The organism is Pseudoclavibacter sp. Z016, from assembly GCF_002931215.1.
Lineage (GTDB): Bacteria > Actinomycetota > Actinomycetes > Actinomycetales > Microbacteriaceae > Pseudoclavibacter.
In genome coordinates this window covers 916140-937917 of sequence record NZ_PSTU01000011.1, presented here as the reverse complement: position 1 = coordinate 937917, position 21778 = coordinate 916140, and the positions used below count along the sequence as shown (strand labels likewise).

The window sequence follows — 21778 nt, the reverse complement described above, 5'->3', positions numbered from 1 at the left end:
AGAGAGTGAGCACGGAGATGAACGAGCAGCCCCCGCGTCCCACGATCCTCGTGGGTGCATCCCACGGGACGGACAACACCGACGGGCAGGCCGTCATCCGTGAGCTGCTGCGGCGCGCCCAGCAGCTGCGGCCCGACGTGCAGGTCGTCGAAGCGTTCGTCGACGTCCAGCAGCCGAGCCTCGTCGAGGTGCTCGCGGGGCTCCCGGAGGACGCCGACGTCGTAGTCGTGCCCGTGCTGCTCACGGTCGGATTCCACACGCAGGTCGACATCGCCGAAGCCGTCGCCGCACGCCCCGGCACCTCCGTGGCCGCCCCGCTCGGGCCCGACGCGCGCCTCTCGCAGCTGCTCTGGGAGCGTCTCCTCGAAGCTGGCGGCAGTGCCGAAGACGGAGTCGTCATTGCCGTCGCGGGCTCCACGGCCGCCGCCGCCGTGCCCCGCTTCCACGAGCTGCGCGAGCAGTTCAACGGCATCGGCGGTGCGGATGCGCTCCTCGGCTACGGCGCGGCCCTCGACCCGCGCGTGCTCGCCGCCGTCGATATCGCCAGGCGCCAGCGACCCGGCGCGAGCGTCAGCATCGCCAGCTACCTCCTCACCCCTGGCTTCTTCCACGACCGGGTGTCGGAGGCGGGAGCCGACATCGTGGCGGCGCCCCTCGGCGTGGACGACCGCATCGCGGAGATCATCCTCGAGCGGTTCGACGCCGTCGTCACCACGGCGGCGCTCGTCTGACGGCCCTTCTCACAGCGCGCGGACGGAGGCGAGAGGGAATGGAAACCAGAACGCACCGCACGAGCCACGGAGCCGAAACTGCACGCGAATAGCGTGTGGACACCGGGCCGAACACGGCCACAGAGCACCGCCAGAGCGAAAGGGAACCTGTGTCCTACGTCAAGCCGAACGACCTCGTCACCACCATGATCGATGCCGGCGAGAGCAAGATCTTCCTCTCGACCCGCGACACCATCATCCGCTCCACGATGGGCGGCGCCTTCCTCACCATCGCCGCGGCCTTCGCCGTCACCGTCAGCGTGACGACCGGCGTCCCGCTCCTCGGCGCCCTGCTCTTTCCCGTCGGCTTCATCATGCTGTACCTGCTCGGCTACGACCTCCTCACGGGAGTCTTCGTGCTCGGCCCGCTCGCCTGGCTCGACAAGCGGCCCGGTGTCACGCTCCGGGGCGTGCTCCGCAACTGGGGCCTCGTGTTCGTCGGCAACTTCATCGGCGCCTTCACGATCGCCGTGCTCATGGCCATCGTCGTCACGAACGGCTTCGCGACACCCCCGAACGCGGTGGGCGAGGCCATCGGCCACATCGGCGAAGGCCGAACCGTCGGCTACGCCGAGCACGGTGCCTCCGGGATGCTCACGCTGTTCGTCCGTGCGGTGCTCTGCAACGCCATGGTCGCGACCGGAGTTGCACTCGCCATGATCTCCAAGAGTGTCTCCGGCAAGGTCATCGCCATGTGGATGCCCATCATGCTGTTCTTCTTCATGGGCTTCGAGCATTCCATCGTGAACATGTTCCTGTTCCCGTCTGGCCTGCTCCTCGGTGCCGACTTCACGCTCCTGGACTACCTCATCTGGAACGAGATCCCCACGGTCGTGGGCAACCTCGTCGGCGGACTGCTCTTCGTCGGCCTGCCGCTGTACTTCACCTACGGCCGCACCGGTACGCCTCGAGCGGTGGCCGCCAAGCTCGCTGCGACCGAGGCGAAGGCCCCTGCCGCGGTCTGAGCTGCCCGCTCACCCGACTGACCCGCCCACCCGGGTGGAAGAGTCAGCCAGATGCATCCTCCTTTGTTCGGGAGCCTGCTTCTGGCTGACTCTTCTCGGGTTTCTGCGCTGTTCTCAGCCCACCGCCACCGCCACCGCCCAGCGGGGGAGCTCCGCGCCTCTCCGCGCACGCGAAAGGCCCCGGCCCTCAGGCGGTTGCCTGAAGACCGGGGCCTCGCGCGTTGCTTCTGCGGTTCGCCGAGCTCGCTACGCGTTGTGCTCGGTGCGGTCGCCGGACCAGTCGGTGTGGAAGACGCCGTCGCGGTCGACGCGCTTGTAGGTGTGGGCGCCGAAGAAGTCGCGCTGCCCCTGGATGAGGGCGGCGGGGAGGCGCTCGGCGCGCAGTCCGTCGTAGTAGGACAGCGACGAGGAGAACGCGGGGGCGGGGATGCCGGCCTGCGCTGCCTGGACGACGACGCGGCGCCATGCGGCCTGCGCTGTGTCGACGGCCTCGCGGAAGAACGGTGCGGTGACGAGGGCGACGAGCTCGGGGTTCTCGGCGTAGGCCTCGGTGATGCGGTTCAGGAAGCGGGCGCGGATGATGCAGCCTGCACGCCAGATCGCGGCGATGTCGCCCTTCTTGATGTCCCAGCCGTACTGCTCGGCGCCGGCGATGATGGCGTCGAATCCCTGCGAGTAGGCGATGATCTTCGACGCGTAGAGCGCGAGGCGCACGTCTTCGACGAAGCCGTCGGCGTCTTCGACCTGGAAGCCGTCGGGGCCGGGGAGGGTGCGGGATGCGGCGCGCTGCTCGAGCTTGGAGGACACGGAGCGGGCGAACACGGCTTCGGCGATGCCGGAGACGGGCACGCCGAGGTCGAGCGCGGTCTGCACCGTCCAGGCGCCGGTGCCCTTGGCCCCGGCGGCGTCGAGGATGACGTCCACGAGCGGGAGCTGCGTGTCGGCGTCGACCTGGCGGAGCACCTCTGCGGTGATCTCGATGAGGTACGACTCGAGCTCGCCCTTGTTCCACTCGGCGAAGATCTCGGCGATCTCGGCGGGGGACTTTCCGGTGCCGCGGCGGATGAGGTCGTAGGCCTCTGCGATGAGCTGCATGTCGGCGTACTCGATGCCGTTGTGGATCATCTTCACGAAGTGGCCGGCGCCGTCGGTGCCGACGTGGGTGACGCAGGGCTCGCCCTCGGCGACCGCGGCGATGGTGCGCAGGATCGGGCCGAGGGTCTCGTACGACTCGACGGTGCCGCCCGGCATGAGGGAGGGGCCGTTGAGGGCGCCCTCTTCGCCGCCGGAGATGCCGCAGCCCACGAAGTGGATGCCCGTGGAGCGCACGGCTGCCTCGCGGCGGCGGGTGTCGGTGAAGAGGGCGTTGCCGCCATCCACGATGATGTCGCCAGGCTCGAACGCCTCGACGAGCTGGTTGATGACCGCGTCGGTGCCGGCGCCCGCCTGCACCATGATGATCGCCGTGCGGGGCTTCTGGAGGGAAGCCGCGAAGTCGGCGACCGACTCGGAGGGCACGAACCCGGCCTCGGGGTGCTCCGCGACGAGCGTGCGGGTGCGCTCGGGCGAGCGGTTGTACACGGCGACGGTGTTGCCCTCGCGGCTCGCGAGGTTGCGTGCGAGGTTGGAGCCCATGACGGCCATGCCGACGACGCCGATGTTCGCGCTTGGGGACGAGCCGGTTTCCGAGGAGATCGAGGGGGCAGCGTCAGTGGTCATAGATGCGTCTCTTTCAAAGTGGATGCGAGCTCCCGTCAGGGCGATGCACGGGACACTCCACGGTATTGCACGACGGGCAGTCGTACCCTGACTTGTGGCACGAGCGAGGCAACCATTTCAGAACATGACGAAACGGCGCCGGATTCGGCACACAGCCAGGACGATAGCTGGCTGCATGCGTGACCGCGAGCACCAAGACAGGAGACACTCCAGTGGCTGACCATGACGCCCGCACGAGAGCCTATGATTTCGGGCGCCCAGACGATGACGGCGACGCCATCACCGATGAGCAGCCCACGACGGCGATGCCGCGGACTCGCGCGACGCCGTCCACCTCTCGGGCGTCGTCATCCAGCCTGTACGAGGGAAGCGACGAGTCGACTCGCGTCATCCCGCAGCAGGCTCCGCCGCCGGCTCCCGCGTCCGCGCCCGCGGCACCTGGTCGTCCGGCAGCAGCGGCTCGGTCGCCGCGAGCCGGTCAGCAGTCCGGTCTCGCGGATGCGCGTGGCAGCGAGGCGCGAAGCGGCCGCGCCCGCGAGTCGGCGAGCCCGAACGTGTGGGCGCGCATTGGCTCGGTCTTCCTCGCCGTCCCGCTCTACGTGATCTGCGTGGTCGCGTTCAGCGCCATCCCCGTGCTGATCATCGTCTCGGGCGTCTCGTCATCGGCGGGCAGCTTCCTCGGCGACGGCGTGGGTGTCTCGCCAGTGTGGACGATGCTCGTCACGATGCTCGCGGCCGTCGGCTTCTTCCTCATGGCCCTCACGATGCGCCTGTCCGGCACGGGCTCGGTCGTCTCCGGGGCACTTTCGGTGCTCGCGGGGCTCGGCTGCTTCCTGCTGCACGCGCAGATCACGGCCGCGCTCGTCGCGGCTCCCCTCTGGCAGGAGGAGCTCTCGACGTTCCAGCTGTTCGCGGGTCCGGCATCCGGCATGGCGGTCTCGCTGCTCGCCGCCGAACTTGTCGTCTTCGGGTTCGCGATGCTGGGCGCAGGAGCTGCTGTCAGCAGCGCCAGGCGCCACGGCTGGCGCAAGGCCGTCGGCTTCTAGCGGCAGCTCGTTCTGACGGTTTCGAGGAACGGCCCCACGCGGCGCCCGTCATGGCGTAAAGTGGGGGGCTGAACTTCGGCGAGGGGCCGTAAGGCCCGTGATCGACGCGGTGATGTGTCCTTGAATGGGCCTCCACACGCTTCCTCAGTCTGTCGAGAACCACCATCAAGGAGACAACATGGCAGAGACCAACAAGCTCAGTGTCGAACTGCGCGAATCGTTCGGCAAGGGTGCAGCGCGCAAGATCCGTGCTGCCGGCAAGATCCCCGCGGTCCTCTACGGCCACGGCACCGAGCCCCGCCACCTGACCCTCCCGGGTCACGAGACGATGCTGCTCATCCGCAAGGCGAACGCGCTCATCGAGCTCGACATCGAGGGTGACACGCAGCTCGCGCTCGTCCGCGACGTCCAGCGCGACCCGGTGCGCCAGATCATCGAGCACCTCGACCTCGCGGTCATCCGCAAGGGCGAGCGCGTCGAGGTCGACGTGCCGCTGCACCTCATCGGCGAGCCCTTCCCGGGCACGATCGCCGTCCAGGACGCGACGACGATCCTCGTCGCCGCAGACGCGACGGCTATCCCGAGCTTCATCGAGGTCTCGGTCGAGGGCCTCGAGGATGGCACGCTCATCCACCGCGAAGACCTCAAGCTCCCCGAGGGCACCGTTCTCGTCGACCTCGCTGAGGACGCCGAAGAGGTCGCTCTCGTCTCGATCCAGACGCCTCGTGGCGAGGACGAGGACGAGGACGCCGAGGAAGAAGCAGCCGCGGCCGAGTAGTTCCTCGTCTGGCGTCGTTGACTCGACGTATCGTCGGAAGGCGGGTGGCTTCGGCTGCCCGCCTTTCGCGTCCCATCATCCGTGGACGAGCCGCCGCCCGCCGCGTCCCGTCCCATGAAAGGCTTTGCAGCATGGCAGCAGACACCTGGCTCGTCGTCGGACTCGGCAATCCCGGCGAGAAGTACGCGAAGAACCGTCACAACGTCGGGCAGTTCGTCGTGGATGAGCTCGCGAAGCGCATCGGGGCCAGCTTCTCGCGGCACACCAAGGCGAACGCTCGTGTGGCGGAGGGGCGCACGGCTCCCGGCGGCCCGAAGCTCGTGCTGGCGAAGTCGAACGGCTACATGAACACCTCGGGTGGCCCCGTCTCGCAGCTCGTCGACTACTACGGGGTCGATGTCGACCACGTCGTCGTCGTGCACGACGAGCTCGATCTGCCCTTCGACACGTTGAAGCTCAAGGTCGGCGGCGGCCACGGCGGTCACAACGGCCTGCGCGACATCAGCGCGGCGCTGGGCGATCCCGGGTACCTGCGTGTGCGCGTCGGCATCGGGCGCCCGCCCGGACGTCAGGACGCCGCGGACTTCGTGCTGAAGGACTTCGCGGGCAGCGAGCGGGAAGTGCTCCCCGTCCTCGTCGGCGACGCGGCAGACGCGGTCGAGCTCATCGCGCTCGAGGGCATGCAAGCCGCGCAACTTCGAGTGCACACGGCAGCTGGCGCGTGAAGCTCGTCGTCCAGCGCGTCACCGAGGCGAGCGTCACGGTCGGCGATCGCACGGTCGGCCGCATCGACGAGGCCGGGCTCCTCATCCTCGTCGGCGTGACCCACGCGGATACCCCGGCGGATGCAGCCAAGCTCGCCCGCAAGCTGCTCGGGCTGCGCATCCTGAACGACGAGAAGTCCGTCGTCGATACGGGCTCGCCGCTGCTCGTCGTCAGCCAGTTCACGCTGTACGGGGATGCGCGCAAGGGGCGGCGCCCGTCCTGGTCGCTCGCGAGTGGTCGCGAGCATTCCGAGCCGCTGGTCGAGGCCTTCGTCTCGGACCTCCGCGCCGGTGGAGTGCGCGTGGAGACCGGTGAGTTCGGCGCCATGATGAAGGTCGCGAGCGTCAACGACGGACCGTTCACCGTGCTGCTCGAATCGGCAGAACTCGCGTAGCTCGCTCTCAGCGCAGAAGAGAGCCTGGGGACTGTAGGAAGTATCTTCCCCTCGGCGCGTACAATTCCCCGAGTGACTCTGCACGGCTTCGTACGCTCCATCCAGTCCACCCCTTCCTTCGAGCGCGCCATGGGGCGCGCCGGTCGCGACACCGACTTCTCGCTCGTCGATGGGGCAAGGGCCCCGCTCATCGCGAACCTCCTCGCCGCACGCCAGACCGAGCTCGGCGCCGCCCCGATGCTGTTCGTGCTCACCGCGACGAGCCGTGAGACCGAGCAGTTCGGCGCCGACCTGCAGTCGTTCGTGCCGGATGCGCACATCGCGGAGTTCCCGGCGTGGGAGACGCTCCCGCATGAGCGGCTGAGCCCCTCCGTCGAGACCACCGGCCGCCGACTTCGTGCCATGCGCGAGCTCACCGACTGGAAGGCGGGGGAGCGCACCGCGCCGTTCGTGCTGCTCGCCTCCGTGCGCGCCGCCCTCCAGCCACTCCTGCCCGGCCTCGACGCGGCCACGACCATCCGCCTCGAGCGCGGCTCTCGTGGCAACGACCTCTCGAGCCTCGCCCTGCAGCTCGTCGACCTCGCCTACTCGCGGGTCGACATGGTCACGCGACGAGGCGAGTTCGCCGTCCGCGGCGGGATCCTCGACGTGTTCCCACCGGATGCGTCGCACGCCCTCCGCATCGACTTCTTCGGCGATGAGGTCGACGAGATCCGCGTGTTCTCGGTCGCGGATCAGCGCTCGCTCGAGTCCGAGGTCACCGAGGCGCTCATCACCCCGGCGCGCGAGCTGCTGCTCACCGAGAGCGTGCGCCAGCGCGCACGCGAGATGCAGCACGAGTTCCCGAACCTGCAGCAGATGCTTGCGAAGATCGCCGAGGGCATCCCCTCCGAGGGCATGGAATCGCTCGCCCCTGCGCTCGTGAGCGAGCTCGTCCCGATCACGAGCTACCTGCCGGAGGACGCCGCCATGGCGGTGCTCTCACCCGAACGAGTCGCGACGCGCGCCGTGCACCTCTCCGAGACGAACCACGAGTTCCTCGAGGCCGCCTGGAGTGCCGCGACCGCCGGTGCGGATGCCCCCATCGACCTCAGCTCCGGCGACTTCCTCAGCGTCTCCGGCCTCCGCGACGCTCGCGGCGCCCGGCCGTGGTGGTCGCTCTCGCCGTTCCAGTCGCTGGAGATCCCGGAGGAGCAGCTCGACGCGAGCGAGATCCTCGCCGTGAAGATCGAGGGCGACGCGGTGCCCAGCTTCGCCGGCAACGCCGACGGCGCGATCGAGCACGTCTCGGCGCTCCTCAAGGAGGGCTGGCGCGTCGTCGTCACGAGCCAGGGGCCCGGCCTCGTGGAGCGTGCCAGCCAGCTGCTCTCCGAGCATGGCGATGCTGCGAGGCTCGTCGACGAGCTGCCCGACGAGCTCGAGACTGGCGTCGCCTACCTCACCCAGTCACCCGTCTCCACGGGCGTCCAGGTGCCAGGTCAGAAGCTCGCGCTCGTCACCGAGACCGACTTCTTCGGACGCGCCGTCGGATACGACTCGCGCCAGCCGAAGAAGCTCGCCAGACGACGCGCCAACTCGGTCGTCGACCCGCTGCAGCTCAAAGCCGGTGACTTCGTCGTGCACGAGACGCACGGCATCGGCAAGTTCATCGAGCTGCGCCAGCGAGAGGTCCAGGCGGGCGGCAGGAACGCCCCCAAGACCGTGCGCGAGTACCTCCTCATCGAGTACGCGCCGTCCAAACGCGGCCAGCCGGGTGACAAGCTGTTCATCCCGACCGAGCAGCTCGACCAGCTCACGAAGTACGTCGGCGGCGAGGCGCCCGCCCTCTCGAAGATGGGCGGCTCCGACTGGTCGGCCGCGAAGGGCAAGGCCCGCAAGGCCGTGCGCGACATCGCCGTGGAGCTCGTGAAGCTCTACAGCACCCGCATGGCCTCGAAGGGGTACGCGTTCGGGCCCGATACGCCCTGGCAGCACGAGCTCGAGGAGGCGTTCCCGTTCGTGGAGACGCCCGACCAGCTGCAGACCGTCGACGAGATCAAGCGCGACATGGAGCGACCCATCCCCATGGACCGCCTCGTCTCGGGCGACGTGGGCTTCGGCAAGACCGAGGTCGCCGTGCGTGCCGCGTTCAAGGCGGTGCAGGACGGCAAGCAGGTCGTCATCCTCGTGCCGACGACGCTGCTCGTCCGTCAGCACCACGAGACCTTCTCGGAGCGGATGGCGGGTTTCCCCGTCACCATCAAGCCCCTCAGCCGGTTCCAGTCGAAGAAGGAGTCGGAGGAGACGATCCGCGGCCTCGCCGACGGCTCCGTCGACATCGTCATCGGAACGCATCGCCTCCTCACCGACACCATCGCGTACAAGGACGTCGGCCTGATCGTCATCGACGAGGAGCAGCGGTTCGGCGTCGAGCACAAGGACGCGCTCAAGAAGCTCAAGGCCAACGTCGACATCCTCGCGATGAGCGCGACGCCCATCCCTCGGACGCTCGAGATGGCGGTGACGGGGATCCGCGAGATGTCGACCCTCGCGACCCCACCGGAAGACCGGCACCCGATCCTCACGTTCGTGGGCGCCAAGTCCGAGCGGCAGGTCGCCGCCGCGATCCGCCGCGAGCTGCTGCGCGAGGGGCAGGTGTTCTACGTGCACAACCGCACCGCATCCATCAACCGGGTGGCGGCGGAGATCGCCGAGCTGGTGCCGGAAGCGCGGGTCGCGGTCGCGCACGGCAAGCTCAGCGAAGCGCGGCTCGAGCAGATCATCGTCGACTTCTGGGAACGCAAGTTCGACGTGCTCGTCTCGACCACCATCGTCGAGACCGGCCTCGACATCGCCAACGCGAACACGCTCATCATCGACGACGCCGAGCGCTACGGGCTCAGCCAGCTGCACCAGCTGCGCGGACGTGTGGGTCGTGGACGCGAGCGCGCCTACGCCTACCTGCTGTACGACGGAACGCGCCCGCTCACGGAGACGGCGACCGACCGCCTCGAGACGATCGCGGCCAACAACGAGCTCGGCTCCGGCATGCAGGTGGCCCTCAAGGACCTCGAGATCCGCGGCGCGGGAAACCTGCTCGGCGGCGAGCAGTCCGGCCACATCGCCGGCGTCGGCTTCGATCTGTACCTGCGCATGATCGGCGAGGCCGTCAACACCTTCCGCGGCGAGGTCGCCGAGGGGCAGACGGAGCTGCGGCTCGAGATCCCCGTGGATGCCCGCGTGCCCGAGGACTACGTCGCGAGTGAGCGACTGCGCCTCGAGGCCTACCAGAAGCTGTCGAGTGCCTCCAGCCCCAACGCGAAGCCGGGCCAGATCGGGCTCGTCCTCGAGGAGCTGCAGGACCGCTACGGGGAGCCGCCCATCGAGGTGCAGCGCCTCATCGAGGTCTCGAAGCTGCGCCGCCTCGCCGTCAAGGCTGGCCTCGGCGAGCTCGTCGTGTTCGGCAAGACGCTGCGCATCGGACCCGCCGAGCTGAGCGACTCCAAGCAGATGCGCCTGCGGCGCATGTATCCGGGGTCGAAGATCGTCGATGCCACGAGCTCGCTCGCGATCCCCATCCTCGAGGGGCGCGACGGCAACCCGCCGAGCGACGAGGAGATGCTCATCTGGGTGCGCAACATCCTCAAGGCCATCTTCGAGGTGGAGGACGAGGTCGTCGAGGTCCCCAGTGACACGGAGGCCAAGTAGCCGTGGGGGAGGCGAGCGATCGTCCCGAGCTGCTCCGGCTGCTCAGCGTCGTGGAGGCGTTCCGCGGAGACGCCGGATGCGCCTGGTACGAGGAGCAGACCCACGCAACGCTCGTGAAGTACCTCACGGAGGAGTCCGCGGAGCTCGTCGAGGCGCTCGAGAGCGACGACCCCACCGACATCCGCGAGGAGCTCGGCGACGTGCTCTTCCAGGTGCTCTTCCACTCGGACATCGCCGCCCAGCGGGCGCAGGGCGCCTTCACGCTCGAGGACGTCGCTCGTGAGCAGGCCGACAAGCTCGTGCGCCGGAACCCGCACGTCTTCGGGCCGACGCCCACCCGCGACATCGACGAGATCATCCGCCTCTGGCAGGAGGCCAAGGCCATCGAGAAGCGCGACCGCACGAGCGTGCTCGACGGCGTGCCCCGCGGGATGTCGGCGCTTGCGCTCGCGCAGAAGCTGCTCGGCAAGGAGCGCCAGCTCGGTGCGGCCGCCGTCTCAGCCGCTGCCTCGCCCGCCGCCTCGCCCAGCGATTCGCCCGTCGCCTCGCCCGCCGCCGCCTCGCCCAGCGATTCGCCCGCTGCCTCGCCCAGCGATTCGCCCGTCGCCTCCCCCAGCGATTCGGGATGGGTTGGGCGCTTCGGGATGGAAAGCAAGCCATCCGGAAGCGTGGAAGCCATCCCGAAACCCGGGGTGGGAGAGGAGGGCGCAGCCACCGGGGACGCGCCTGACGAGGAACTGACGCTGGGGCGAACGCTGCTTGCGCTCGTGCGCGACGCGGATGCACGGGGGCTCGACGCCGAGCGTGCGATGCGGCTCGCCAACCGCGAACTCGAGGCGCGCATCCGATCGGCCGAAGCCGAAGCCGAAGCCGAAGCCGAAACGCGAGACGCCTGAACTACGTGATCGCTGCCCGTTGAATACCCCTCTGGGGCAAGACTTGGAGGGCGAAGCGCCGGGCAGCGTTCGACCAGGCCGGCGGGCCGGGCAGGCAGGCGGGAAGGCCGGCCGCGGCGTCGCGTCAGCTCGTCGACGTGAGCGCGCCGCCCAGGTCGCGGGCGAGATTGCCACGGTCGGCCACGACGATGTCGTCGAGGTGCTGCCAGGCGGCGGCATCGCGCAGCAGCACGGCGGTGCGTTCGGCGATGTCGGCGGGCGCATCCGCCTCGCTCCATGCAGATTGCACGCGCAGGATGCGCGACTGCCGGTCGTTCTTCAGGTCGACGCGGCCGACCACCGCGTCGCCGAGCAGGATCGGCAGGGAGTAATAGCCGTAGACCCGCTTCTCGGCGGGTGTGTAGATCTCGATGCGGTAGTGGAAGTCGTGCATCCGCTCGGCTCTCGGTCGGAACCAGACGACGGGGTCGAAGGGCGAGAGGAGCGCTGCCGCGTCCATCGCGCGTGGCCGCCTCGCGTCGCGATGCAGCCACGCCGTTCCCGACTGACCGTCCTTGCCCCACTCGGCGACTCGGACGGGCAGGACCTCGCCGGAGTCGGCGAGCTCTTCGAGCGCCGTCTTCGTGAGCGCCATCGGCACGCGGAAGTAGTCGGCCAGGTCGGCCGTGGTGCCGATGCCGTGGGCGGCGGCGGCCATGCCGGTGAGCGCACGGACCGCGTCGCGCGTGCTCACCTCGGCGCCGAGCACCTCGGGCGGCAGCACCTGCTCCGGCAGCGCGTAGCGCCGCTCGAAGCCCTTGCGGGGTGCTGATGCGAGCTCACCCCAGCGGAAGAGGTACTCGAGCACGATCTTGACGTCCGACCACTCCCACCAGGAGCCGCGCCGCTTGTTGGCCTCGTGCTCGAACTCGCTGGCGGCGAGCGGGCCTCGCTGGAGGAGTTCGGCACGCAGCCACGCGATCGTCGCCGCGTGGCCCTCGAGGAACTCTGCGTTCTTGCGGCGGTCTCGTTCCTCTTTGTCGCGCATCCGCCACCCGAAGAGCGGGAGCGACGAGACGGGGAGCAGCGCCGCTTCGTGGGCCCAGTACTCCGTGAGGCGCGGTTGGCGACCGGACGCGAGACGGTCGAGTGCTGCCTTGTCGTAGTCGCCCAGTCGAGAGAAGACGGGCATGTAGTGGCTGCGCTCCCACACGTTCACGGAGTCGATCTGCAGCAGGTGGATGCGCGAGAGCAGCGAGCCCAGCTGCCGCGTTCCGGCTTCGGTCGCGGCCTTCCGCCCGCCGAACCCCTGGGCCGCGAGCGCGATGCGTCTGGCCTGAGCCGCACCGATGAGGGGGAGCTGGCCGGTCACGCGGCGCCCCCGAATCCGTCGCATGCGATCATCCTGCGAGAATAGTGCAATGGCTTCTCAGATCACTCCGCCTCGTGGCATGCGCGATTTCCTTCCGGCAGACAAGCGCAGGCGCGAGCGCATCCTCGGGACGATCCGCGAGGTGTACACGAGGCACGGCTTCGATGAGATCGAGACGCCGGTCGTCGAGGACGCCGCGCGGCTGCACTCGGGGCTCGGCGGCGACAACGAGAAGCTGTCCTTCGCCGTCATGAAGCGCGCGCTCGACGCCGAGGCGCTTGCCGCTGCCGCCGAGGCCGGCGACCCTCTCGCGCTGAGCGACCTTGGTCTGCGCTTCGACCTGACGGTGCCGCTCGCGCGGTTCGTCGCCACGCACCGCGGAACCCTGCCCGGGGTATTCCGCAGCCTGCAGATGGCGCCGGTCTGGCGCGCGGAGCGGCCGCAGAAGGGGCGCTACCGGCAGTTCGTGCAGTGCGACATCGACATCATCGGCGAGCCGGGTGCGCTCGCCGAGGTCGAGCTGCTGGTCGCGTCATCGGCCGCGCTCGTCGAGCTCGGCCTCGACAACTGCACGATCCGAGTCAACGACCGGCGCCTGCTCACCGCTCTGCTCGTGCACTGCGGATTCGCGGAATCCGAGCACGGCGCCGCACTCATCACGATCGACAAGCTCGACAAGATCGGGCCAGAGGGAGTGGCGGCTGAGCTCGCGACGCTCAACGCGACGGCCGCGCTGCAGCTCGCGGCGGCGCTCGCCACGTGGGCGCCCCTGCTCGAGACCGGCATCCGTCTTGATCGCGCGACGGTGCTCACGAGCCTGCCCGGTGCGCTCCGGGAGGACCCGGCCGTCGTCGAGGTCGTCGAGGGCATGGTCGAGATCGCGGATGCGGCCTTCGCGGCGGGCGCCTCCATCCGGCTCGTGTTCGACCCGAGCCTCGTGCGTGGCATGGGCTACTACACGGGCACGATCTTCGAGGCGGCGCACCCGGAGTCGGGCTCCTCGGTCGGGGGTGGCGGACGCTACGACGGCATGATCGGCCGTTTCCTTGGTCAGGATGTGCCGGCGTGCGGGTTCTCGATCGGCTTCGAGCGCATCGTCGACCTCGCGCAGCTGCCCGACTCGGGCGAGGAGCGTGCCGTGGCGCTGCTCTTCGACAAGCGAGCGTCGGTCGCTGACATCGCGAAGGTCAAGGGCGTGGTCGTGCGCTCCGGAGCGTCGCGCGTGCGCGTCGCCAAGAAGCCCAAGAACGTGCGCGGCCTTCTTGCCTCGCTCGCCGAGCAGGGGTTCACGCACGTGGCCCACGTGCGCGACGAGCACGTCGCCGCGCCCGAGACGCTCAGCTTCGAGGCGCTCCAGGGCTCGTAGCCTGGCACCTCCGAACGAGGGGGAGCGCTTCTCGGCACGATCCCCGCGGGGCGGAGGTCGCAAGCCACGTCGCCCACCTCGTGACGTCAGCGCGTCCGCGCCCTCCTCACGTTCCGCCGACCCCGATACACTGACGAAGGACCGCGTCTCTGGCGGTCCGTACGCTACTGATTCGCAAGGAGCATCCTGTGGCCCTTATTGACGTCGTCCACGCCCGCGAGATCCTCGATTCCCGAGGCAACCCAACCGTCGAGGTCGAGGTTCTGCTCGATGACGGATCGACCGGCCGTGCGGCTGTGCCGTCCGGCGCATCCACCGGCGCCTTCGAAGCCTTCGAGCTGCGCGACGGCGACGCCGACCGCTACCTCGGCAAGGGCGTCCAGAAGGCCGTCGAGGCCGTCATCGACGAGATCGACCCCGCCATCGAGTTCTTCGACGCCAGCGACCAGCGTCTCGTCGACGAGGAGCTCAAGGAGCTCGACGGTACCCCCAACAAGAAGCGCCTCGGCGCGAACGCCATCCTCGGCGTGAGCCTCGCAGTCGCGAAGGCAGCAGCCGACTCGGCTGGCCTCCCGCTCTTCCGCTACGTCGGCGGCCCCAACGCTCACGTGCTCCCCGTGCCGATGATGAACATCATCAACGGTGGCGCGCACGCTGACAACGGCATCGACGTGCAGGAGTTCATGATCCTCCCCATCGGTGCAGAGACCTTCAGCGAGGCGCTTCGCTGGGGCACCGAGGTGTACCACCAGCTCAAGAAGACCCTTCACTCCAAGGGCTACGCAACGGGCCTCGGCGACGAGGGCGGCTTCGCCCCCGACCTGCCCAACACGCGTGCGGCACTCGACCTCATCGTCGAGGCCATCGGCGCGACGAAGTACGAGCTCGGCACCGACATCGTGCTCGGCATGGACGTCGCCTCGAGCGAGTTCTTCAAGGACGGCAAGTACCACTTCGAGGGTGCTGAGGTCTCGGCTGAGGAGATGACGTCCTTCTACGAGAAGCTCGTCGCCGACTACCCGATCGTCACGATCGAGGACCCGCTGGACGAGGACGACTGGTCCGGCTACCAGGCCCTCACGGCCGCCATCGGCGCCAAGGTGCAGATCGTCGGCGACGACCTGTTCGTCACCAACCCGGAGCGCCTCCAGCGCGGCATCACGGAGGGCGCAGCGAACTCGCTCCTCGTGAAGGTCAACCAGATCGGCACGCTCACCGAGACGCTCGACGCTGTCTCGCTCGCGCAGCGCGCCGGCTACACGGCGATCCTGTCGCACCGTTCGGGCGAGACCGAGGATGCGACGATCGCGCACCTCGCGGTCGCCACGAACTCCGGCCAGATCAAGACGGGTGCGCCTGCCCGCACCGACCGCGTCGCGAAGTACAACGAGCTCCTCCGCATCGAGGAAGAGCTCGGCGACGCAGCCGTCTACGCAGGCCGCAGCGCCTTCCCCCGCCACAAGGCTTAGGCATTCGGGCCGGTCGACGCGGCTCACCGCCGCGCTGATCAACGCGACACACGAACGGGTCGGGGCAAGTCCCCGGCCCGTTCGGCATGATGGGAAGCCGACACGGGAGGGGGATGCGCATGGCGAAGTCGACGGGAAAGTCGAGCTCGGGCCGGAGCGGGGGAGCCGAGTCGAAGGCCACGCCGCGCGCTCCGTCGAGGCCGAACGCGGGCGCGAAGTCGAGCGGGAGCGCCAAGCCGAAGGGCGGCACCCCAGCCAAGGCGGCGGCGAAGGGCTCGTCGAAGTCCACCCCGTCGAAGGCCACGCCCTCGAAGTCGAGGTCCCGCTCCAAGCCGTCGTCGTCGTCGCCGCGCAAGCAGTCGTCCAGCGGCTCGTCGAGCGGGTCGTCGAAACAACGGCGTCGTATCCCGACCGTGCGCCCGAACGGCGCGACCGTGCTCGTGGCACTCGTCGTGATCCTCGGCATCGCGGTGCTGGCACCCACCGCGCAGCGCTACATCGCGCAGCGGCAGTACGTCGCGCAGCTGCAGGCCGAGCTGACGGAGACGCAGCAGAGCGTGGATGAGATCGCCACGGAACGCGACAGGTGGAGCGACCCCGCCTACATCCAGTCGCAGGCCCGCGGGCGCCTCTTGTTCGTCATGCCCGGCGACACGAGCTACCTCGTGCTCGACCCGCCCGCCACCAACAAGCAGCAGCAGAGCAACATCAGCACCGAGCTCCACGAGACGCAGGCCAGCTGGCTCGACAGCTTCGTCGAGTCGATGGTGACCGCCGGCACCGCGCCGGCACCCGCGCCCACCCCGGGCGACTAGCACCACGAAGCACATCGAACCCCGCGGATCGTCACTCCAGCGCATCCGCCCGCAGAACCGAAAGCGACTAATGCTCGAGTACTCAGTAGCCAGCGAACGCGACCTCGAGGTCATGGGGGAGCAGCTCGGCCGCCCCATGCGGGGTGTCGTCGGGATCGGCGCCCGGTGCGTCTGCGGCAACCCGACAGTCGTCGTCACGCGCCCACGGCTGCCCGACGGCACACCGTTCCCCACGCTCTACTACCTGTCTCATCCCGCCGCGACCATCGCGATGTCGCAGATCGAGGCGGAGCAGATCATGCCGGAGATGCAGCAGCGGTTGAGCGACGACGAGGAGTTCCGTGTCGCCTACCTGGCCGCACACGAGCGCTACCTCGCCGAACGCGAATCGCTCGAGGTCGTCGAGGAGATCGCCGGTGTCACCGCCGGCGGCATGCCCACGCGCGTGAAGTGCCTCCACGCCCTGGCCGCCCATTCGCTGGTCGCGGGGCCCGGAGTGAACCCCGTCGGAGACTGGGCGCTCGAGCTGTCCACCTGGTCTCCGAAGCGCTGCGTGTGCGCGAACCCGGGCGATGCACTCGCCCGTGACGCGCAGGAGTAGACTTGACAAGGTTTTCCTCGCCCAACCATCGCATGCAGGGAGTACAAGTACGTGACTAAGATTCTCATCGTTGGCGGAGGCTACGCCGGCTTTTACACGGCGTGGCAGCTCGAGAAGCAGCTGAACCCGGGCGAAGCCCAGGTCACAGTCGTCGATCCGCTGCCGTACATGACGTACCAGCCATTCCTCCCAGAGGTCATCAGCGGCAACATCGAGCCGCGTCACGCAGTCGTCTCGCTGCGTCGCCACCTCAAGCGCTCGCGCGTCATCACGGCTGAGGTCACGAACATCGACCACGCCACGAAGACGGCGACCATCACGCCCCAGATCGGCGAGCCGTACACGGTCAACTACGACATCATCGTGGTCACCGCCGGCGCCGTCTCGCGCACCTTCCCGATCCCCGGCATCGCCGACAACGCGATCGGCGTGAAGACGGTCGAAGAGGCCACGTGGATCCGCGACACGATGATCGACAACTTCAACAAGGCGTCGACCATGGCCCCGGGCCCGGAGCGCACGCGCCTCCTCACGTTCGTCGTCGTCGGCGGTGGCTTCGCCGGCATCGAGTCGTTCGCCGAGATGCGCTCGCTCGCGACCGCGCTGCTGGAGGACTACCCGTCGCTGCAGTTCGACGACGTGCACTTCCACCTCATCGAGGCTGCCGGGCGCATCATGCCCGAGGTGTCGGAAGACACCGCACTGTGGGTCATCAAGAACCTCGCGGAGCGCGGCGCGACGGTGCACCTCAACACGCAGGTCACCTCTGCGGTCGATGGCGTCGTCGAGACCTCGGCTGGCGACAAGTTCCCCACCGATGTCATCGTCTGGACCGCCGGCGTCATGGCAGCTCCGATCATCAAGAGCAACAGCGACCTCCCGGTCGACGAGCGCGGACGCCTCCGGGCACGCGCCGACCTCCGTGTCGAGGGCGACAACGGCATCGTCCAGGACGCCTGGGCGGCCGGCGACGTCTCGGCGGTCCCCGACCTCTCCGGTGGTGGAGTCGGCGGCTTCTGCGTGCCGAACGCCCAGCACGCGGTCCGTCAGGGCAAGCTCATGGCCTCCAACCTCGTGGCGACGCTCCGCGGCGGAACGCCGAAGGACTACTACCACGAGAACATGGGCGCGGTTGCCGGTCTCGGCATCGGCGTCGGCGCATTCCAGTCGGGCACCTTCGCCCTGACCGGTGTGCTCGCCTGGCTCGCCCACCGTGGCTACCACGACCTGGCGATCCCGACCGTCGAGCGCAAGATCCGCGTGCTCACGGGCTGGATCAACAACTTCGTGCTCGGCCGCGACTTCGTCTCGCTCAGCGCCCGCGAGACGCCTCGCGCCGGTTTCGAGCGGTTCGCTTCGCGTCCCCGCCCGGCAGCCCCCGAGGCCAAGGCGGATGCGCCGAAGAAGCTCCCCGCGTCGAGCGAGCACGGCGGCGACAAGGCTGCCGCCTCGACCGAGAAGCCTGCGGCGGACACCAGCGGCAAGACGGTGACCGAGAAGGTCGCCGCTGAAGCGGGATCGGCTGCTCCGAAGCCCGCCGCGCGCGCGGCCAAGGCGCCTGCTGGCGACAGCAAGTAGCTGACCTCGTCGGGGCCGTCACATCTTCGGATGCGGCGGCCCCGACGTGTACGCCCCTATGGCCCAACTGGCAGAGGCAGAGGACTTAAAATCCTTGTGTTCTGGGTTCGAATCCCAGTGGGGGCACTGAGCAACGACTCCGGCTCGCGTCGAGCTTCGCGCGCAACCGCCGCATCCCTCACCTCGACGTCCTGCCCGTCTGATCGCTGTGGTGTGTCCGCGTTCGTGGCAGCTGCTGGGGCGCACTCGGCGCCGACCCGCGATACTGGCCGTATGCCGATTCTCAACAAGGACATGACCCTCTGCATCTCGCTCGCCGCGCGGCCGTCGAACCTGGGGACGCGGTTCCACAACTACCTCTACGAGGAGCTCGGTCTCAACTTCATCTACAAGGCCTTCACGACGGACGACATCGAGGGCGCGATCCGCGGTGTCACCGCGCTCGGCATCCGCGGATGCTCCGTGTCGATGCCCTTCAAGGAAGCCGTGATCGCGCTCGTCGACGAGCTCGACCCTTCCGCCCTGGCTATCGAGTCGGTCAACACGATCGTGAATGACGGCGGCAGGCTCATCGCGTCGAACACCGACTACGAGGCCATCGCCGAGCTCATCGCCGAGCACGACATCAGCTCGACGCTGCCGGTGGTCGTGCGCGGTGCCGGTGGCATGGCGAAGGCCGTCGTCGCGGCGTTCCGGGACGCCGGCTTCGGCGATCTGACCGTCGTCGCGCGCAATGAGATCGCCGGCACCGCCCTCGCAGAGAAGTACGGGTACCGGTGGCAGAGCGCCGACCCCGAGCCAGGTGCCTTCGTGCTGGTCAATGTCACGCCCCTGGGCATGACCGGGGCAGACGAGGCCGTGCTGTCGTTCAGCGAGGAGCAGGTGGCCGCCGCTGCACTCGTGTTCGACGTCGTCGCCTTCCCGGCGGAGACCCCACTCATCAGGCTCGCACGAGCGCAGGGTGTTCCCGTGGTCACCGGTGCCGCTGTTGCCGCCCTGCAGGCGGCCAGGCAGTTCGAGAAGTACACGGGGGAGCGCATCACCGCCGAGCAGGTCGAGCGGGCGGCCGCCTTCTCTCGAGAGCTCTAGGCCGCTCGACGGGACCGGGGCGCCGCGGTCTCGGTGGCGAGCCAACCTGCTACGTGGCCGTGGCTGCTCGGCGCCCAACTCGTTCGGCGCGCTGGGCGCCGAGCATTGCGTGCACGATCATGTCCTCGTCGAGCAGCTCGGAGCGTCCCTCGAGCGCGGTCCTGCCGTTGGCGAGCACCACGACGCGGTGGCTCCACCTGAGCAGCTCGGTGAGATCTGTGCCCAGGAACACGACCGCCGTGCCGGTCTCGGCGAGGCTGTGGAGGAAGGTGAAGACGGCACGACGTGCGCCGACGTCGACGCCCTGCGTCGGGTGAGCGAGCACGAGCACCGTGCCGCCGCGCTCGACGGCACGGATGAACTCGGCTTTCTGCTGGTCTCCGCCCGAGAGCTCTGCGAGCGCGGTGTGGATGCTCGCGGTGTTGATGCGCAGTCGGTGCACGAGGTCGATCATCTTCCTCGCCCGCGAGATCTCCGCGCCGAGGGTCGCATCAGTCGCGCCGACGCCGTGGATGAGGCTCCGGTCGGCGTCGAACCCCGGAACCGCGTCCGCGAGGAAGCTCACGCCGTGAGCTTCGGCGACGCCTGCCTCTGCCAGGTCGACAGGCTCCCCGAACAGCTCCACGTGGCCCTGCTGCGGGCGGGTCGCGCCACCGAGGATCTCGATGAGCTGACGGACGCCCGAGTCGTGCGTCCCCGTGACGCCAACGACCTCGCCCGGCCGCACGTGGAGATCGACGCCGTGCAGAAGGCGCCCGTCGCCGACGCCGAACGCGGCGAGCGCGGCACGGTGCGCATCCTCCCCGGAGCTCGCGAGGCTCGCTTCCGCGTCCGGCAGCTCGCCGATGAGCATGACCGTGAGCTCCTCGGCGCTGAGCCCGCCGATGGGGGTGTCGATGGCGATCGTGCCGTCACGGAGCAGGAGGACGCGGTCGACGATCGACTGCACCTCGTCCATGCGGTGCGTGATGTACAGGATGCTTCGGCCCTGCGAGGCGAGCTGCCGGAGCACTCGGTGCAGGAGCGCGATCTCGTGGTCCGCGAGCGTGACGGCCACCTCGTCGATCACGACGAGCTGCGCCTCCTCGGCGAGCATGCGAACGACCTCGACGAGCGCGCGACGACCCCGGTCGAGCTCATCGATCATCGCGTGAAGATCGAGTTCGGTGCTGGTCTGCTCGACGAGTTCCCGTGCGCGTTCGAGAACCGCCTCGTGCGACTCATCGGCCCGATAGGTGTTGCGGAAGAGCGCCTGCGCGACCGTCAGGCCCCTCGGCGGCTCCGCGTTCTGGGTGATCACTCCGACGCCGCAGGCCTGCGCCTCCGCGAGTGAGGCAGGCGCGTACGGCTCCTCGCCGAGAATCATGGTTCCGGATTCGAGCTGCTGGCGTCCGACGAGTGTGCTCACGAGCGTGCTCTTTCCTGCGCCGTTGACGCCGATGAGCCCGACGATCTGCCCCCGATACAGGGTGAGGTCGACCGCCCGGAGCACCTGTCGGTTGCCGTACGAAGTCGTTGCGCCGATCAGGTGCACAAGAGTTTCCATCGTTCCCCCTCGATAGATGTGCGAAGCATGATTCTCAGAGCGAAACAGCTCCGCGTGTCTGCCCCCCTCGCGGAGATCCGCGAACTCAGACGACTCCAATCTATACGAGATCGGCGCTCTGCATGGCCAGAGCACCGCTCGGGTGTGCGCTACTGTCGTTTCGGCTGCTATCTGCAGCTGATGCCGACACGTACAACGTCGGCCTGATGTTCACGCGCAGACACCCTTCTCGCCGGTCGATCGGATGAGGGAACCGGATCTACCTGCCGTGTGGACGACGGCCGACGTGACGGGGTGGCCGCTCCGCGAGCATGCAGGACCGCTCGCGTACGGTGCGCCGCTCGCGGATCGTTGTCCCGTCGGCATGGGCGAGTCGGATGCCTCATTCACTTCGACAGGGACGATGGTGCAGGACGACATCTGACCTGCAGGTCCGGGGTCGATGAGGCAGCGACACAAAAACAAGGGGGAGACAAGACATGAGTTCACTCGATGAGGCCATCAACCAGCTGCTGAGCATCGAAGGCGCGACGGGGGCCGCGATCGTCGACTACGCGAGCGGCATGGCGCTGGCGCAGGGCGGCAATCCGTCGTTCGATCTCGGCATCGCCGCCGCGGGCAACGCCAACGTCGTGCGCGCGAAGCTCAGCACGATGTCCGAGCTCGGCATCGCCGATGAGATCGACGACATCCTGATCACGCTGAGTTCGCAGTACCACCTCATCAACGTCCTCAACTCGCAGGGGTCGAGCGGTCTGTTCATCTATCTGGTGCTCAATCGCACGAGCGCCAACCTGGCGCTCGCTCGCCACAAGCTGAAGGTGGTTGCTGCGCAGATCGCGGTGTAACCGGCGTCGGTCGTGCCGGCATGAGGGCCGCCCAGAACGGTGCCCCTCGTGCCGGCAAGCAGTTGTTGTACTTCGTACAGAATATGCAACACTGT

General features: G+C 68.7%; 18 protein-coding genes and 1 tRNA gene. 16 read left to right on the top strand and 3 right to left on the bottom strand.

What is annotated here, in order from left to right; translation table 11 throughout:
- The first annotated feature begins 17 nt into the window (after positions 1-17).
- Positions 18-731 (top strand): sirohydrochlorin chelatase, encoded by a 714-nt coding sequence (locus tag C5B99_RS10485; RefSeq protein WP_104242135.1) that lies wholly within the window; start codon positions 18-20, stop codon positions 729-731.
- A gap of 149 nt (positions 732-880) precedes the next feature.
- Positions 881-1735 carry a formate/nitrite transporter family protein gene (locus C5B99_RS10480; RefSeq protein ID WP_104241662.1) on the top strand — a complete coding sequence of 285 codons (855 nt, stop codon included), beginning with the start codon at positions 881-883 and terminating at the stop codon, positions 1733-1735.
- Between the two features lie 246 nt (positions 1736-1981).
- Here the strand turns inward: C5B99_RS10480 and gndA are convergent, their stop codons facing one another.
- Positions 1982-3454: an NADP-dependent phosphogluconate dehydrogenase gene (gndA, locus tag C5B99_RS10475; protein ID WP_104241661.1), complete on the bottom strand. Its 1473-nt coding sequence runs from the start codon at positions 3452-3454 to the stop codon at positions 1982-1984.
- Between the two features lie 212 nt (positions 3455-3666).
- Between gndA and C5B99_RS10470 the strand changes: the two genes are divergently transcribed.
- From C5B99_RS10470 to C5B99_RS19490, 6 genes are all read left to right on the top strand, one after another.
- Entirely contained in the window at positions 3667-4500 is an 834-nt protein-coding gene (locus tag C5B99_RS10470; RefSeq protein WP_104241660.1) for a hypothetical protein, read from the top strand.
- 178 nt (positions 4501-4678) lie between these two features.
- Positions 4679-5278 carry a 50S ribosomal protein L25/general stress protein Ctc gene (locus tag C5B99_RS10465; RefSeq protein ID WP_104241659.1) on the top strand — a complete coding sequence of 200 codons (600 nt, stop codon included), beginning with the start codon at positions 4679-4681 and terminating at the stop codon, positions 5276-5278.
- 131 nt (positions 5279-5409) lie between these two features.
- Entirely contained in the window at positions 5410-6003 is a 594-nt protein-coding gene (gene pth / locus C5B99_RS10460) for an aminoacyl-tRNA hydrolase (RefSeq protein ID WP_104241658.1), read from the top strand.
- Positions 6000-6437 carry a D-aminoacyl-tRNA deacylase gene (gene dtd, locus C5B99_RS10455; protein ID WP_104241657.1) on the top strand — a complete coding sequence of 146 codons (438 nt, stop codon included), beginning with the start codon at positions 6000-6002 and terminating at the stop codon, positions 6435-6437. Before pth ends, dtd begins: the two co-directional genes overlap by 4 nt.
- Positions 6438-6509: 72 nt before the next feature.
- The gene (mfd, locus tag C5B99_RS10450) at positions 6510-10124 is read left to right on the top strand and encodes a transcription-repair coupling factor (RefSeq protein WP_374953464.1); all 3615 of its coding nucleotides are present in this window, start codon (positions 6510-6512) and stop codon (positions 10122-10124) included.
- Between the two features lie 2 nt (positions 10125-10126).
- A complete protein-coding gene (locus tag C5B99_RS19490; protein ID WP_104241656.1) occupies positions 10127-11020 on the top strand; it encodes a MazG nucleotide pyrophosphohydrolase domain-containing protein in 894 nt (297 codons plus the stop codon).
- Between the two features lie 124 nt (positions 11021-11144).
- On the opposite strand, the gene C5B99_RS10440 is transcribed toward C5B99_RS19490, so the two are convergent.
- Positions 11145-12395, bottom strand: coding sequence for a winged helix-turn-helix domain-containing protein (locus C5B99_RS10440; RefSeq protein WP_104241655.1), 1251 nt, complete (start codon positions 12393-12395; stop codon positions 11145-11147).
- Positions 12396-12420: 25 nt separating this feature from the next.
- On the opposite strand from C5B99_RS10440, the gene hisS reads away from it, so the two are divergent.
- The 7 genes from hisS (at position 12421) to C5B99_RS10405 (ending at position 19289) form a co-directional block, all read left to right on the top strand.
- On the top strand, positions 12421-13737 hold the full coding sequence (gene hisS / locus C5B99_RS10435; RefSeq protein ID WP_104241654.1) for a histidine--tRNA ligase: 1317 nt from the start codon (positions 12421-12423) through the stop codon (positions 13735-13737).
- 188 nt (positions 13738-13925) lie between these two features.
- Complete coding sequence (gene eno, locus C5B99_RS10430) at positions 13926-15206, top strand: phosphopyruvate hydratase (RefSeq protein ID WP_104241653.1); 1281 nt, start codon at positions 13926-13928, stop codon at positions 15204-15206.
- A gap of 119 nt (positions 15207-15325) precedes the next feature.
- Complete coding sequence (locus tag C5B99_RS10425; protein WP_181064984.1) at positions 15326-16021, top strand: septum formation initiator family protein; 696 nt, start codon at positions 15326-15328, stop codon at positions 16019-16021.
- 70 nt (positions 16022-16091) lie between these two features.
- Positions 16092-16622, top strand: coding sequence for a DUF501 domain-containing protein (locus C5B99_RS10420; RefSeq protein WP_258063141.1), 531 nt, complete (start codon positions 16092-16094; stop codon positions 16620-16622).
- A gap of 51 nt (positions 16623-16673) precedes the next feature.
- Positions 16674-18200: an NAD(P)/FAD-dependent oxidoreductase gene (locus C5B99_RS10415; RefSeq protein ID WP_104241651.1), complete on the top strand. Its 1527-nt coding sequence runs from the start codon at positions 16674-16676 to the stop codon at positions 18198-18200.
- A gap of 52 nt (positions 18201-18252) precedes the next feature.
- Positions 18253-18326 (top strand) — tRNA-Leu (locus tag C5B99_RS10410).
- Between the two features lie 147 nt (positions 18327-18473).
- Entirely contained in the window at positions 18474-19289 is an 816-nt protein-coding gene (locus C5B99_RS10405; protein ID WP_104241650.1) for a shikimate 5-dehydrogenase, read from the top strand.
- 49 nt (positions 19290-19338) lie between these two features.
- Here C5B99_RS10405 and C5B99_RS10400 read toward each other — a convergent pair whose 3' ends face one another.
- The gene (locus tag C5B99_RS10400) at positions 19339-20835 is read right to left on the bottom strand and encodes an ATP-binding cassette domain-containing protein (protein WP_104241649.1); all 1497 of its coding nucleotides are present in this window, start codon (positions 20833-20835) and stop codon (positions 19339-19341) included.
- 479 nt (positions 20836-21314) lie between these two features.
- Here C5B99_RS10400 and C5B99_RS10395 point away from each other — a divergent pair, with 479 nt between their 5' ends.
- A complete protein-coding gene (locus C5B99_RS10395) occupies positions 21315-21683 on the top strand; it encodes a hypothetical protein (RefSeq protein WP_104241648.1) in 369 nt (122 codons plus the stop codon).
- Positions 21684-21778: the final 95 nt, after the last annotated feature.

Coding starts and splice junctions, on each gene's coding strand:
- C5B99_RS10485 (WP_104242135.1), top strand. CDS start 18: ATGAACGAGCAGCCCCCGCGTCCCACGATCCTCGTGGGTGCATCCCAC.
- gndA (WP_104241661.1), bottom strand. CDS start 3,454: ATGACCACTGACGCTGCCCCCTCGATCTCCTCGGAAACCGGCTCGTCC.
- C5B99_RS10465 (WP_104241659.1), top strand. CDS start 4,679: ATGGCAGAGACCAACAAGCTCAGTGTCGAACTGCGCGAATCGTTCGGC.
- pth (WP_104241658.1), top strand. CDS start 5,410: ATGGCAGCAGACACCTGGCTCGTCGTCGGACTCGGCAATCCCGGCGAG.
- C5B99_RS10440 (WP_104241655.1), bottom strand. CDS start 12,395: ATGCGACGGATTCGGGGGCGCCGCGTGACCGGCCAGCTCCCCCTCATC.
- hisS (WP_104241654.1), top strand. CDS start 12,421: ATGGCTTCTCAGATCACTCCGCCTCGTGGCATGCGCGATTTCCTTCCG.
- C5B99_RS10425 (WP_181064984.1), top strand. CDS start 15,326: ATGGCGAAGTCGACGGGAAAGTCGAGCTCGGGCCGGAGCGGGGGAGCC.
- C5B99_RS10420 (WP_258063141.1), top strand. CDS start 16,092: ATGCTCGAGTACTCAGTAGCCAGCGAACGCGACCTCGAGGTCATGGGG.
- C5B99_RS10405 (WP_104241650.1), top strand. CDS start 18,474: ATGCCGATTCTCAACAAGGACATGACCCTCTGCATCTCGCTCGCCGCG.
- C5B99_RS10400 (WP_104241649.1), bottom strand. CDS start 20,835: ATGGAAACTCTTGTGCACCTGATCGGCGCAACGACTTCGTACGGCAAC.
- C5B99_RS10395 (WP_104241648.1), top strand. CDS start 21,315: ATGAGTTCACTCGATGAGGCCATCAACCAGCTGCTGAGCATCGAAGGC.